The organism is Bacillota bacterium (assembly GCA_018333655.1).
Taxonomy (GTDB): domain Bacteria; phylum Bacillota; class UBA994; order UBA994; family UBA994; genus BS524.
In genome coordinates, this window is sequence record JAGXTJ010000008.1 from 133279 (window position 1) to 146988 (window position 13710).

Here is a 13710-nt window from a genome sequence, read left to right on the forward strand (position 1 = left end):
ACTACAGCCCACCCCCCTGCTGGAAGCGCTTGATAAATCTTTCTACGCCAAAATACAGGCCGGCCAGGGCCAGCGAAATAGCCGATATAAGAACATTGATGACCATGGCCTGAGTGCGGGCGAGAGGGTCGATGTTTGTATATAGCAGGTAGCTTTTCACCGGCAGGGTGCGCCACACGGGGGTACCGAGCAGCAAAGGCACCTCAAAGGCGCCAAAAGCATAGGCAAAGGTAATGAGCGAGGTGCCGATAATCGTAGGTCTTAGAATCGGTAAGTAAATTTGGGTAATGGTCTGCCAAGAACTAGCCCCCAGATTCGCAGCCACATCGGCATACTTGTGGCTGATCCCCCGCAAGGTATCATAAGCCAGCATAGCCACAAAAGGTACCTGCTTGTACAGGTAGACCAACATGATGCCTATGGCGAAGCGGTCATAGACTAGGAGCGGGAACTGATTGGGGTTGTCAATCAAGCCTCCCCACCAGAAAAGGCGGGCCAGAACTCCGCTTTGTGAGAAAATGTGGATCACCATAATGACGACGATAAGATGCGGCAAAATGACCGGCAACTGCAGAGCACGCTGCAGGGACCTGCCCTGCGCTCCTGCACGCAACATGGCAAAAGCAAGCAGGGTGCCTAAAACATTTGAGATTAGCGTGGCAATAACTGCCACGCTAATCGTTGCGCCTAATGAAATCCAAAAGTCACCGTCTCGGAGCACTACGCTATAGTGCTGCCAAGTGAAGCGGCCCAGAAAAGCACCTTGTGCACTGACTAAACTTTGGACCACCCCGTAAAATAGGGCATAGACAAAGGTCAGAGCCAAGAACAACACGAGCGGGGCAACCAAGATGTATGGCGTATACTTGTGTCGCACCTAGCGTTGCAGCACCTGTTCGCGCCACAACTCTTCGATGATGGCGACCTTCTGCGCATGTACTTCGGGCAAGCGTTTGCTGAGAAGCTCGCTCATGGGCAGTACGCCTTGCCCTATATTGGCATTTTCGATAAGTTCGCGCTCGCTAGCTGTAAGGCGAGCCAGATCGACAACCGGCAAGTCACCCCAGTTGTTGACGTCAAGCTTAGCAGCCTGCATAGCCACAGATATTAGGTGGTGTATCAACACAAACGCGGCGTCCTTATTGGGCGAGTTAAATGGTATGGCGACATAGTGGGTGTTGCCGACATTGCCTTTGTCAAACACAAAGGTCTCTACACTGGGGGGCACTCTATTTTCGGCGATCAGCTGTCCGACCTTGAGAGGAGTGTAGCTCATGCTCCACAAGAGCTGCCCCTCGGCAAACATGCGATCAAGGGCAGCTACATCGGCGGGATAAGTAGTGCCCCTCTCCCAGAGATATGGTTCCAACTCATTTAAAAAGTCGAGCGCGGGTTGAATGACTGCCTGTATGGCGGCCTTTTCCGCTGGCGCGTTGTTAAGGGCCTCAAAACCGACTATATCATAGATAATGTTTCTCACAAAGGCAGAGCCAGTAAAATCTGGTGGTGCGGGGTAGGTAAAGCGGCCGGGGTTGCTCCGGGCAAGCTCGAGGAGCGCGGCTGCACTCGTAGGAAAGGTGTCCAGCCTTGCTCTATCTGCCATGAAGACGAGCTGGGCACGTCCTAAGGGAACGGACATCCCTTCGGTAGGTACCCCAAAATCATAATTGGTATCGGGCGCATTTGGATCTATCAGGCGGTTAAAGTTGTCAATACGGGTATTGAAGGGACCATATAGTAGCCCCTCTGTTTTAGCAGCATAGAAGTTCTCGCCGTTAATCCACATGACGTCAATGTCTCCACTGACCTTGTTCGCTTGCTTTTCTGTGGATAGTTTACGCAGAATTTCATCGATATTCATGGGAACACGCCGCAAGGTTATACCGTATTCGGCCAGGAGTGAAGGGGCCACGACATTGTCAAACCAGTTGTTGACGGCCGAGCTGCCTCCCCAACCGTAGAAGGTAACTGTAGTACCGCGACTCTTTTGTAGGGCAGCAGAAAACTCACTCGGACCCGTTGTCAGCTTAGGCCGTGCTGCACATCCGATTATCAGCGCAAAGTGCGCCGCAACCAAGAGCAGCACCACTATTTTTTTAGTCACTGCTAAACCTCCCGTAATATAGCAATATTTCCGCTCTAACTGCAGCTCTACTTTAAGAGCCTCATGGCCTCGGCAAAGCGCTGCCCCGCAGTGAAAAGTATGGCCGCAGCCAAAAGCAGCAGTGCCCCGGCACGCCAAGCGGGCAACAGAACAATCAAACTAAGGGCGACAAAAGCTTCTGTCCTTTCCATAAGGCCGGCCTGGTAGTAAAAGGACTTGTTCCCCATTTTTTCTGCCAAAGCCCCTACGGTTAGGAACACGGTCATGGACAAGATGATGCTCGCAAATACTAAGGCCGTGGGCACCGCTAAAGCAGGCGAAGTAAACATAACTGCCAAGAGGACCATAATCTCGACCACTCTATCAAAGACAATGTCCATAAGGGTGCCGATGGCTGACGAAGTTTTGCTCTGGCGGGCCATGGAGCCATCGAGCACGTCGAAGAGCCCAGAGATCCAGAGCAGGGACACCCCTAGCAAGAGGTGGCCACAGGCGACGGCGATAGCCGCCGTCGCCCCCACTGCCACCGCCACCAGGGTCCCCTGTACAGGCGTCATGCCGCACGCCAACAGCGTCCGCGCCATTTTCTCAAACACGGGCTGAAAATAAGGTCTGGCTTTACTATCTAACATCTGTGTCGCTTAGTACTAGGGCCGGTTATCTAATTTCGCCGCGATTGTCGGTCCACTGCTCGGTAAGAGCGAGAACTTGCTGCCTTAAGGCTGCTGGCGCATGTGTGGCACTAGCTTCGGAGGCCACAAAAGACCATTCAATCCATGAGCCATCATAGTTGTAAACATCAGCATGGCCAAGTACATCTGTTAGCACCAGGTGAGTGTGTGCCGACCTTACTCCGGACTGGCAAAGAACAATAACCTTGCGACCGCGTATGGCTTCGGCGAAGGCTGCAGAAATCTCTGCGCGTGGGCGAAGTGTTCGGTCAGCTGCGTTGACCGTAGTCCATTCAATGTGCACACTGCCAATCATACGGCCCATGCCGTAAGCACCGCGGGACGACCCTGAGGGCCGGCCATTAAACTCATCCGCGCTGCGGGTGTCGATAACTACCCATTCACGCGGGTTGTTTAAAGCGTGAACGACTTCATTGATGCCTACATTGTTGATGCTAGGGTTGTAGCTAGGAGCGCGATAATCCGAGAGAACTGGCTGTTCTGCCAAACGGGCGAAATTCCTAGTGGGGAAGTCACCTGCTCGCCAAGCATTGAGCCCGCCATCAAGGTACCGCACATCGCGATGCCCAAGCTGCCTAATTTGCCACATAAAGCGCGCCGCATCGTGCATAGCACCCTCGGCATAGACCACGATCATGGAATTCGGAGTAGCACCAGCGCGAGAGAGTAAGTTCTCCATCACTTCGCGCGAGCTGGCCATGCCGCTAACGAGAGGGGACACCGCCAAGGTAGAATTAACTCCTGAGTAATCTCCACGCCACACCGTGAAGCTGCCGGCGATGGGGGAACGCGAAGGGCTCAAAGGATTAATGGCGGCGGTGGGGTTTAAGACTCCAATCACCACTAAGTCTGGTTCACTACGATCCATGAGCATATTTAGCTCTGCCGGAGAAATAAAGGCATCTTGGTTGGCATAGGTCGCCAGCCGCTGGCTAAAAGGGCTATCCGCAATGCGGGTGCGACGGAGGGCGACGGGTCTTACTATAGTTACGGTCTGGGCTGACTCACTCCAGGTCACTTCGGCGCCTAAGTTCTCGGCCACAAAGCGCAAGGGGACCAAGGTCCGCCCACTAATGATGACGGGGGCTACATCCAAGTTGACATTCCGCCCATTGACGACCGCGACATTGCGACCGATAACGAGCGACAGGGTGGTGCTGCCAAGCTGCCCGGTGACGGTGCTGGTGGCATCTTGCCAGCCCACCGTGGCCCCAAAGGCCTCAAAGAGGGCACGGAAAGGCACTAGCAGTCTCCCCCTCTGCATAACCGGCGCCACTTGCAGCACCATCGGCTGCCCATCAATCAGGACACGAATGGGGGTCTGGGCGACTGCACTGGGCTGGTAGGCAGCCACAATACCAAGGAACAGAACTGTCGACAACATTACGGCAATAATCTGTTTCACTTAGCTTCCTCCTTTTCTATCTTGGACAAGTTTTACACTTCTAGCTGATCTTAATACCCTTCTTCTTGGCTAGGTACTTGGGTATAAGGGACACCCCAAAGAGCACCAGCCCGGCAACGGTGAACTGCAGTAGTAACGCCACGCTGACGCCATGTGTCACTATTTCGCCGGCAATGTAGGCGTAAATAAATGCCCCCGGAGCCATGGTGATCAGTGAAACCAGAGCAAAAGTGGGTAATTTCATCGATGTTAGTCCATAGGCATAATTTTGGATGTTGTAAGGGAAAACAGGCACCAGCCTTGTTAAGATAAGAAAACTAGCCCCGTTTTCTTTAACCCCGTCTTCAATACGCTTAAAAATGGGATTATGGCCGAACTTGGCAATGATAGTGTCGCGCGCGACATACTTGGCGAGCAAAAAGGCTACACAGGCCCCTACCGTTGCCGATATTAACGCGAGAAAGCCACCCAGAATCGAGCCAAAAGTAATGCCCGCCACAATGGTAACGGCCGACGCCGGCAGCATAAATACTGCCACCGCGATGTAGAGCAACATGTAAACTATGTACCCCACTACACCTAGGTCTTGAAACCACTGCTGCAGTACCTCAATGTCGGTCAAGCGCTCGACTAAGCCAAAATGGTTCCCGAGGAGAATCACTGCGACTAGAGCAGCGAGAGCCAATACCAAGCGCGGTAGGCCGCTTTGGCGTGTTTTTACTTGCACTGCGAACAACACCCTCTCTACTTTCTTTACACCCTACTCGCCGACAAAGCACCCTACTTAGCTTATTTTATCGCGCGCCTGATGACCCCCTTTGACCGGTATCTGTTCACCCATGCTTTTACCGGGCTGGCTAAGACATTCTCGGGTGGCATCGAACTCTTAGTGACGACAGGGCCAAAGATGAGGTCAAGAATGTGCCAGGCCTTACCCCCACCCATGAGCATCGATGAGCGGCAGGCGGCACAGTACACCACGATATGCTGTGTCGGCATTTCGCCTACTCTTCTATCCATAATCTTTTTTGCCAAGGTGGGGTTAGCAGGAACAATCATGCCCCCGAAACCACAACATCTGGCATTGCCGCGCGTACGCTCTGGCTCCACACACTTGTAACCCAATTCGTTCATTACCCATCTAATGCCATCATGTATGCCGGAGTTGTCACGCACGGGGCATGAATCGTGGATTGAAAACACCACGTCGCTGCCTAACGCCTTGCCAAGCACCTCCTTGGGCAAACCGATGCTCGGTAATCTCTCCCAGAGGGAGGCCGTTTGAAATTCGTTTGACTCTCGCAACATATTGTAGCAGTTTTGACAGGCCACTAGCATTTCGTCTACTTGGCAATCCTTTATGTCGCGCACCAGGCTAGCGAAACGGCTCTTAAGCAGCTCCACTTGACCAAGGGCCTTGGTGGGCTTGCCACAACACTTTTGCACTACCGACAGTTCAGGGTAGACCTGGCGCAAGAAGCTGATCGTTTTTTCGATATTTTCTGGGCTGTAGGAGGGTAGCGAGCAACCTGGCATGAAACCGTGACGAGTGCTCATCTTAACTTACGCCCCTTTCTCTTGATTGTAAAGACGCCTGAAAAAGAGAGCTTTTGATGGATATCTATAGCTCCATGGCCCTTCATAGGCGACTTACCCTTGTTGGCTACCACGAAGTCTTTGCGCATCGCCATAAAGGCATCGGCCAGCTTAAACTCCTCCGGACAGACCAAGGTGCATTGGTTACACATATTGCAGGAGTAGGGGACAATAGGCTCCACATGCCCATTGACCAGAAACGCGCCAAAAAGTAAGCCCGGGAACTGCGTGAATTCATTAAGCATCAGGCATTCCTTCATACACTCTTTGCATTCACACCTCAAACACCGCAGAGACTCTAACTTGGCGGTGGCGTCGTCAAACCCTAGGTCGCACTCGGCAAACTCCTGCCGACGCACTTCAGGCGCTACTAGTCGCGTATGACTGCGTGGCGTGTTCTCTGTGTCGGGCGGCAGAGGTACGTCATACTTCGTCTGGTAGCTCGCCTCTAGCTTAAAGTTGCGCTTATGGTCTAATTTTTGTCTCTGCAAGTATCTGTCGGCTGATAGGGCCGCTTTTCTGCCTAACGCCATGGCTTCTATGACTATAGTACTGCCAGCGGCATCTCCAGCTACGAAAACACCCTCGAGGTCTGTGGCCAGTGTTTCGGGGTTCACTATGTACCTACCGCTCCCACCTAGGCGTAGCAGCCCACCGGCGATATCTTCCACACGTTGCCCAATGGCAAAGATGATGGTATCGCAGGGAATAGTCTGCACTTCCTGCCCTAGCTGAGGGTTGAACCTACCTGTATCATCGGTCAACGCTAGACAATTTTGAAGTCTAAGACTCGCGACGCGAGACTGTTCTGGTATAACTTCGTCTACGCACCATCCGTAAGCAAAAACTACTCCCTCTTCTTCGGCGGCGATTTGTTCGTGCTTGCTAGCGGGGAGCTCGCATGCGCTTTCTAAGCAGACGATACGCGCCGTCTTAGCACCGGCACGGAGTGCAGAGCGCGCACAGTCCATGGCCACATCACCACCGCCAACAACCACTACGCTCTCTCCTAGCATGGTACTCTTACCTGTAAGAGAAACCTCACGCAGAAACTCAACAGCTGTGGCCATACCCTGCGCGGTAGCCCCCTTGACCTTAGCTGCGACTCCGACATGCGCGCCATGCGCTAGCACTACGGCGTCATACTCTTGGCGAAGAGACTCCAGCGACACATCTTTGCCGACTTCGACGCCGAACTTAAACTTGACCCCTAGGCGGTCAAGATAGCTGTACTCGAATTCAAGCACCTTTACCGGCAGACGGTATGAAGGGATGCCAACGCGCATCATGCCCCCCCGCACCGGCAATTTCTCGTAAATTGTCACCTCATGCCCTGCCATGCACAAATCTATGGCTGCCTGTGCGCCGGCAGGGCCACTGCCGACCACGGCCACGCGCTTGCCCGTGGGAGAGCTGACAATCAAATCCCACAACTCTTCGCGGTCGGCCTTGTCAGCGGCATAGCGCTTAAGTGAAGCAATGGCTAGAGACTCATTAAATTCCTCAGCGCGCCGGCACACCTTTTCGCAAGGATGTGCGCACACCCGCCCTAATGTCCCAGGGAGAAAAAGCTTTTCACGAATTACACGCACGGCATCATCTAGCCGCCCTTCGCGAATGTGGCGAATATACCCCATCGCATCTGTGTGCATGGGACACTCCGCCGTACAGAAGGGCACTTCTAGCCCCTGACAATTGTTAGCGATCTCTTGCGCTAGGGTGTAAACCTTCTCTGCAAACTTAACTGCCATGTCCATCCTCCATTTCTCCGCATGTGAAAAAACACACTCACATCGTTAGAAAAAACACATATTTTAACCTGTATACCCAGTATAGTATCCTGCAACTTTCATGTCAATGTGGCGCAAGACCTCTATGTGCCCTGCCCTGGCCTAGCTAAGGCCCTGTAACTTACTGCCTCGGCAATATGGGCGGTGTCGATCATATCTGTTCCGGCGAGATCGGCTATGGTGCGTGCGACTTTAAGCAGGCGGTCATGAGCGCGAGCCGAGAGAGACAGCTTGGTAAAGGCGCTCCGCAGTAGTGCCTCTGCTCCCTCGCTGATCATGAGTTTGCGCAGGTGACGATGCCCCAAGCGGGCATTGCAAAAGACGCGATTCTCCTTGTATCTCTCTTGCTGCCGCTCGCGCGCTGCCGCTACACGCAGCCTAATCTGTTCTGACGAGTCTCCCCGGCGCTCGGCGGCTAATTCGTGGTAGAGCAGACGGGGCACATGGAGCTCCATATCGATGCGATCTAGTAATGGCCCCGATATTTTATTGGCATAGCGGCCCGCCTCACCTGGCGAGCAAGTACATGGCTTTACCGCATCGCCTAAATAACCACATGGACATGGATTCATGGCGGCGATCAACATAACTTCAGACGGATAAGTAAGGGTGGCGTTCACCCTGGCAATAGTGACATGTCCGTCTTCTATGGGCTGGCGCAGTTGTTCGAGAGTCTTCTTCGAGAATTCCGGCAGCTCGTCAAGAAACAACACGCCGCGGTGAGCTAGACTGACCTCGCCGGGGTTAGGAATTTTACCCCCTCCGATCAGCCCTCCGTTCGAGACGGAGTGATGAGGCGCGCGAAATGGCCGCTCCGATACTAGGACGCCTTTCTCCGTAAGCAAGCCTGCCACACTGTAGATCTTGGTGACCTCGAGGGCCTCCTCTTTGCGCATGGGGGGAAGAATGGTGGGCAGATGTCGTGCCAACATGGTTTTTCCAGAACCCGGGGGGCCGACAAACAAGACATTGTGTCCGCCTGCGGCAGCTACTTCTAAGGCACGCTTGGCCTGCTCCTGCCCCGCTATGTCTCTAAAATCCAAGCTCTGTGCTTTTACGGCTACAGTTTCTTCGGGCAAAATCGGCTCGGCCTGCCTGTAACCGGTGAGAATAGCAACTAACTCTGTCAAGGAAGAAACGGGCACAACCTCTAGACCGTCGACTAACATGGCCTCGCGAGCATTAGCTCGCGGCACGATAAGCTTCTTATTCTGATTCCGACTGAGAATCGCCATGGGCAGCACCCCAGCGACAGGGCGCAGCCCTCCATCTAGAGATAACTCGCCCACAAAGACAGCGTCTTCTAGCACTGTCCTAGGTAATTGCTCGGAGGCTGCAATCAGGGCGATGGCAATCGGCAAGTCAAAAGCGCTGCCCTCCTTGCGCAAATCAGCGGGAGCTAAGTTTACCGTGATACGGCGGGTGGGGATACTATACCCACAGTTCTTGACCGCGGAGCGCACACGCTCGCGCGCCTCCTTAACGGCTGTATCCGGTAAGCCTACAATATCAAAAATCGGCATACCTTGCGCCACGTCAACCTCAACATCTACCAGGAAGGCATCTAGTCCGCACACGGTCGAACCCCAAACCTTTGCGAGCATGGTTACATCTCCTCAAGCGCTTCATATAAGAACATTTGTTCGCCACGGCTGTTCTCTTTCCTGCAGGGATGGCAAATATTTCGTAGCGCCCAAGCCCCCCACGTCATTAGGGGCCTAAAATGTCTTCTAAGTGGTCCACAATCATCTCCTGGCCGGGCAGGGCCAGTATGCAGATGGCGTCAAATTTTATCTCTTGGTAGGGTGTAGAATTATGTTCCACAAGGTACGCTGCCGCAGCGCTCCGAAAACTGCGTAACTTTTTCTTTGTCAAAGCCTCGGCGGGATTACCGCGCTCTAAGTCTGTGCGATACTTGACCTCGACAAAGAGCAGGACACCTTTTCTCACGGCAATGATGTCGATTTCACCCGAGAATACGCCAAAGTTTTCGGTCACTACTGTATAACCCATGTCCACTAGCCTCTGTCGGGCGATGGCCTGCCCCACAAACCCTAAGGCATGTTTAACTGACATGTCCTCCCCCCTTGCGAGAGAGGTTCCAGGTGGCAAGCGCAAAGAACACTAAGGCCGAACCAAGCAGAAAAGCGATATGAGTGGCGACATCGGCGGTGAACGAGCCGTAGTCAAAAATCACCCCAAAGCCATGTTTAAATTCAGCGACCGCGGCGGTGGGCGCATTCGCAAAGGCCTTGACCATGGCCTCCTCCATCATCACTTGACGAAAGAGGGCCGCGCCATGTGAAGGGGGAAAGAACTTGACAACATATTGCACTCCAGTTGGCAGAGCGCCTAGGGGTATGTAGATCCCGGTCAAGAAACCAATTAGCGCCCCAATTACCGAGGCTGCGGCACTGTAGGCATTGTTTGAGTCAAAGAGAGAGACCACAAAAATCATCATCGCGGAACTAGACACCACTGTAACCACCATGATGGCGAGCACCTTGAGGACGCTTGGCGGGCTCAAAAACTCACCGCCATAGGCCACAATGTAGAGCTGCCCCAGCACAAAGGTGGTGAGGCTTAGCGCTAGGCCAATCATCAGCGCAGCAAACACATAGCCGCCGACTAGGGCAGTGCGCGGCAAGGGGGCGGCGCGAAAGTCCCGCAGGATTTTCTTAGTACGGTCCTCCACCATAATGCCATAGGCACCCATGGTAGAGGTAATCGATACCATGGCGAGTAGGCCTGCCATAATCCAGCTGTCGGCCACAAAGCGTGCTCCTGCGACCGGCCCGACATTTCGCTCCATCATATTGCCAAGAAACAGCACATACATGCCTATGGTAATAATCACCGACAAAAACGAGAAGAACACCGCCATGCGGTCCCTGAAGAAAACTTTGAGGTTGCGCGCCATCAAGCAGAACATCATCATTCGTGTAGCTCCCCTCCCGTAATGGCAATGAAGGCATCATCTAGGCTGCCGCTCGTGACTTCGAAGCCACCGATAAACTCTTCGCACAGTTTTAGCAGGGGTAGAGCGTCTACGGTGCGTTTTAGCTTGATGACAACGCGCCCCCCTTCGACTTGGTAGGCTAGTTGTCTCTCTGTCAACAAGGACAAAAGCGGAGCTATGGCCAGTGGAGAAATCTTAAGATAGTCGCTGCTGTACTGCTCACGAAGTTCTGCCGGGCGACCTTTCGCGCATATTTCACCGCCCTTAATCACGGCTACGTAGTCGGCATTAGCAGCTTCTTCCATGTAGTGCGTGGTCATAAAGACCGTCATCCCCTGTTTTTGTTGGATCTCACGAATTGTCTGCCACACATGGTGTCGCGTCTTGGGGTCAAGACCGGCCGTCGGTTCATCGAGAAAGAGCACCTTGGGTGTATGCACTAAGGCCCGGGCAATATCCGCCCGCCGCCTCTGCCCACCCGACAGTTTGCCATAGGGGCGGTTGACAAAGTCTTCGACTTCAGCAGCCTTAGCTGCCACCCTCACTCGTTCCTGCAGCTTTGCTCCTGTGAACCCGTAAAAACTGGCTCGCAAGTAGAGATTCTCGTGCACTGTCAGCAGATCGTCGAGCACGCTGTGCTGAAACACCACGCCGATATGAGAGCGAATCTTGTCGTCATCCGCACCGAGCACATAGCCATTGACCCGAACTTGCCCTTGGTCGGGGGTCAGCAGGGTGCAGATAATATCGATAGTCGTCGATTTGCCGGCTCCATTCGGTCCTAAGAATGCGAAAAACGCCCCCTCCTCGACGTAAAAGTCAATGCCGCGAACCGCCTTTACGCTACCATAGCTCTTCACTAACCCGCTCACTTCGATAATTTTTCCCACCAGTTTTGCTCCTCTCTACCTATCAGTGATACTATCTTCGTCACGTTGACGCCGTTTCCTTGTGCGACCAAGAGAAGAGGGGCAGACCGCGCTGTCTACCCCTCTTCTTAGTGTGCCTACCTCGGCATCGGCTCTGTTTATGCGGCAGGCGGAATGACAATCCGCTGTCCGGGACGGATTAAGGCCGGATTTACGAGGTTATTATGGTGGTGTAATCTGTGCCAATTTACATTGTGCTTGCGCGCAATGGCCCACAAGGTATCGCCTCTAGCCACGATGTGTACTATAGGCCCTGTCTGCGGTGCTCCGACAGACGGGATAAAGATAGTCTGTCCAACACGCAGGCGATTGGGGTTAGCCAAGTTATTATGATGCGCCAGCTCCTGCCAAGTGGTGCCGTGCTTAAGAGCGATGCGCCAGAGCACCTCGCCCGACTTAACCACATGCGGTACATGGGCAGTTGGCGGGGCCACAGGAAGCGTGGGCGGCGTGACAGTCTGTTCTGGGGGAGTAGAAGGCTGCTCTGTCTTGGGTTGCTCTGGCGTGGGCACTTGTACTACGGCCGGAGTCGGTGCCAAGGTAATGCGCTGCCCGACCACCGCGCTGGTAATTTCGCCTAATCTTGCTACATGCTCTGCGAAAGCTTCTTCGAGCGACATCATCTGCGCCCTTATAGGGATAGACCCCAGCATCGCGTAGCCGTCGCCGCCCGCGGCGAGAAAGTCATTGGTAGCTACTAGGTAAGTCTTAGCTGGGGCTAGTGCCACCCCGTTTATTCTGGCCGAATGAACGCGCCGGCCCGCTTCTCTGGCTGTATCGATCGAGAAGGTCAGCCCCGCTACTTGCAAGAAACCGCCATTCTGTGCGGGTAACAATCTGGCGCTAAACTCAAGCATCTCTAAGATTTGCGCTCCGGTCATGGGCAGCGCTACAATCAGGTTGCCAAAAGGCAAGACATTAAAGACCTGCCCGCGCGTAACATTACCAGACACAATCGAGGCCCTAATACCGCCACCATTGGTTACGGCTACGTCCGCACCTGTCACCTTAAGCATGGCGTCAGTGATAAGGTTGCCGAGGTTTGTTTCTGCGGTACGCACAAAGGCACGTTCACCTTCTAGGCGCACCGCAGTCTTGCCCACGACTTGGGAGTGAACCGCGCTAACTTGCTGATTGTAGGTGTTGATGATGGTCTGTACGCGCGGGTCTGATGCCACGGCAGTGGTCTGATTAGCATAGATGAGAGTATGCGCGATGCGTCGCCCTGCCGGGTCAAAAGTAATATCCACGCGACCTAGAGCATTACCAAACTCGCCGGCCTGCACGATTATAGTGCGCCCGACCTGCAAAGTAAGTGTATCGTGGCTGTGCCCGTCGATAATGAGGTCAAGCCCCTGCACTTCTTGGGCCAGTTTGATGCTGGTGTAGTCCCCCTCCTGCCCAAGATGGCTCAGGGCAACTATGAAGTCAACTTGTGGGCGCAGAGTCGCGACTAAACGCGAGACAGAGGCAACGGGGTCTGCAAACTTAAGCCCCTCCACATTGCGAGGATGTGTCTTAAAAGCGGTCTCTGGCGTCGCGACGCCGATAATGGCTACTCGCTTGCCACCTAGTTCTCTAATAATGTGCGAGGGCAAGGTAGTCGGCTCGACATTGGCAGCCACTAGGGGGAAAGTAGCCCTGCTGGCTAATTCCATCAGTCGCGCTTTGCCGAAGTTAAAGTCGTGGTTACCTGGCACCATGGCATCGTACTGCATGACATTCATAATATCTACAATAGCTTGTCCCTGTGACAAGTTGGCGATGGACTGACCGTGAAAAGCATCCCCCGCCTCAAGCAGCAAGACATGTGGGTTTGCCGCACGCGCTGCTTGCACAATGGTCGCCATACGAGCGTACCCAATCTGCGTATCCGAAGCTGTGACGCGCGAATGGATGTCGTTAGTGTGAAAGATAGTAATAGTAGTGGGGGCACTTGCCATAGCGGCAACGCCAAGTTGGGGCAGAATAAGCGCAATCATAACCATAAGTGCAATAAAACGCCGTGACACTAGACTAATTTTCATACTATGCCTCCTTGAGTAGATTCTTCGTTACACCTAATATTATTACAATTATTACGATATGAATAGTGCTTTATTATTAATCCAGGGCTCCGTCAAAGTCGAGAATAACTGAAGCGCAGTAAGGCCTTGCACATTCTACTGGCTTTTTCCCCGCGGAACCGTTACAATGAAGATAAATACGGAACCAAAGGAACTTGTATGACGGGAC

At 53.5% G+C, this 13710-nt stretch carries 12 protein-coding genes; all 12 read right to left on the reverse strand.

The window, feature by feature from the left end; genetic code table 11:
- Position 1: 1 nt before the first annotated feature.
- On the reverse strand, positions 2 to 877 hold the full coding sequence (locus KGZ92_02110) for an ABC transporter permease subunit (protein MBS3888079.1): 876 nt from the start codon (positions 875 to 877) through the stop codon (positions 2 to 4).
- Positions 878 to 2104 (reverse strand): ABC transporter substrate-binding protein, encoded by a 1227-nt coding sequence (locus KGZ92_02115; protein ID MBS3888080.1) that lies wholly within the window; start codon positions 2102 to 2104, stop codon positions 878 to 880. It lies immediately after the preceding gene.
- Between the two features lie 47 nt (positions 2105 to 2151).
- A complete protein-coding gene (locus KGZ92_02120) occupies positions 2152 to 2736 on the reverse strand; it encodes a CDP-alcohol phosphatidyltransferase family protein (GenBank protein MBS3888081.1) in 585 nt (194 codons plus the stop codon).
- 25 nt (positions 2737 to 2761) lie between these two features.
- On the reverse strand, positions 2762 to 4201 hold the full coding sequence (locus tag KGZ92_02125) for a hypothetical protein (GenBank protein MBS3888082.1): 1440 nt from the start codon (positions 4199 to 4201) through the stop codon (positions 2762 to 2764).
- Positions 4202 to 4241: 40 nt separating this feature from the next.
- On the reverse strand, positions 4242 to 4757 hold the full coding sequence (locus tag KGZ92_02130) for a TVP38/TMEM64 family protein (GenBank protein ID MBS3888083.1): 516 nt from the start codon (positions 4755 to 4757) through the stop codon (positions 4242 to 4244).
- A gap of 233 nt (positions 4758 to 4990) precedes the next feature.
- Positions 4991 to 5758: a (Fe-S)-binding protein gene (locus KGZ92_02135; protein ID MBS3888084.1), complete on the reverse strand. Its 768-nt coding sequence runs from the start codon at positions 5756 to 5758 to the stop codon at positions 4991 to 4993.
- Positions 5755 to 7554, reverse strand: coding sequence for an FAD-dependent oxidoreductase (locus tag KGZ92_02140; protein MBS3888085.1), 1800 nt, complete (start codon positions 7552 to 7554; stop codon positions 5755 to 5757). Before KGZ92_02140 ends, KGZ92_02135 begins: the two co-directional genes overlap by 4 nt.
- A 116-nt stretch (positions 7555 to 7670) precedes the next feature.
- Positions 7671 to 9191: a YifB family Mg chelatase-like AAA ATPase gene (locus tag KGZ92_02145; protein ID MBS3888086.1), complete on the reverse strand. Its 1521-nt coding sequence runs from the start codon at positions 9189 to 9191 to the stop codon at positions 7671 to 7673.
- 106 nt (positions 9192 to 9297) lie between these two features.
- Positions 9298 to 9663 (reverse strand): YraN family protein, encoded by a 366-nt coding sequence (locus KGZ92_02150; GenBank protein ID MBS3888087.1) that lies wholly within the window; start codon positions 9661 to 9663, stop codon positions 9298 to 9300.
- Positions 9653 to 10525 (reverse strand): ABC transporter permease, encoded by an 873-nt coding sequence (locus tag KGZ92_02155; GenBank protein MBS3888088.1) that lies wholly within the window; start codon positions 10523 to 10525, stop codon positions 9653 to 9655. Before KGZ92_02155 ends, KGZ92_02150 begins: the two co-directional genes overlap by 11 nt.
- Complete coding sequence (locus KGZ92_02160) at positions 10522 to 11436, reverse strand: ABC transporter ATP-binding protein (GenBank protein ID MBS3888089.1); 915 nt, start codon at positions 11434 to 11436, stop codon at positions 10522 to 10524. The genes KGZ92_02155 and KGZ92_02160 overlap by 4 nt, the downstream gene beginning before the upstream one ends.
- A 137-nt stretch (positions 11437 to 11573) precedes the next feature.
- Positions 11574 to 13502, reverse strand: coding sequence for a 5'-nucleotidase C-terminal domain-containing protein (locus KGZ92_02165; GenBank protein ID MBS3888090.1), 1929 nt, complete (start codon positions 13500 to 13502; stop codon positions 11574 to 11576).
- Between the last annotated feature and the right edge of the window lie 208 nt (positions 13503 to 13710).

Coding starts and splice junctions, on each gene's coding strand:
- KGZ92_02120 (MBS3888081.1), bottom strand. CDS start 2,736: ATGTTAGATAGTAAAGCCAGACCTTATTTTCAGCCCGTGTTTGAGAAA.
- KGZ92_02130 (MBS3888083.1), bottom strand. CDS start 4,757: ATGTTGCTCTACATCGCGGTGGCAGTATTTATGCTGCCGGCGTCGGCC.
- KGZ92_02135 (MBS3888084.1), bottom strand. CDS start 5,758: ATGAGCACTCGTCACGGTTTCATGCCAGGTTGCTCGCTACCCTCCTAC.
- KGZ92_02140 (MBS3888085.1), bottom strand. CDS start 7,554: ATGGACATGGCAGTTAAGTTTGCAGAGAAGGTTTACACCCTAGCGCAA.
- KGZ92_02145 (MBS3888086.1), bottom strand. CDS start 9,191: ATGCTCGCAAAGGTTTGGGGTTCGACCGTGTGCGGACTAGATGCCTTC.
- KGZ92_02150 (MBS3888087.1), bottom strand. CDS start 9,663: ATGTCAGTTAAACATGCCTTAGGGTTTGTGGGGCAGGCCATCGCCCGA.
- KGZ92_02155 (MBS3888088.1), bottom strand. CDS start 10,525: ATGATGATGTTCTGCTTGATGGCGCGCAACCTCAAAGTTTTCTTCAGG.
- KGZ92_02165 (MBS3888090.1), bottom strand. CDS start 13,502: ATGAAAATTAGTCTAGTGTCACGGCGTTTTATTGCACTTATGGTTATG.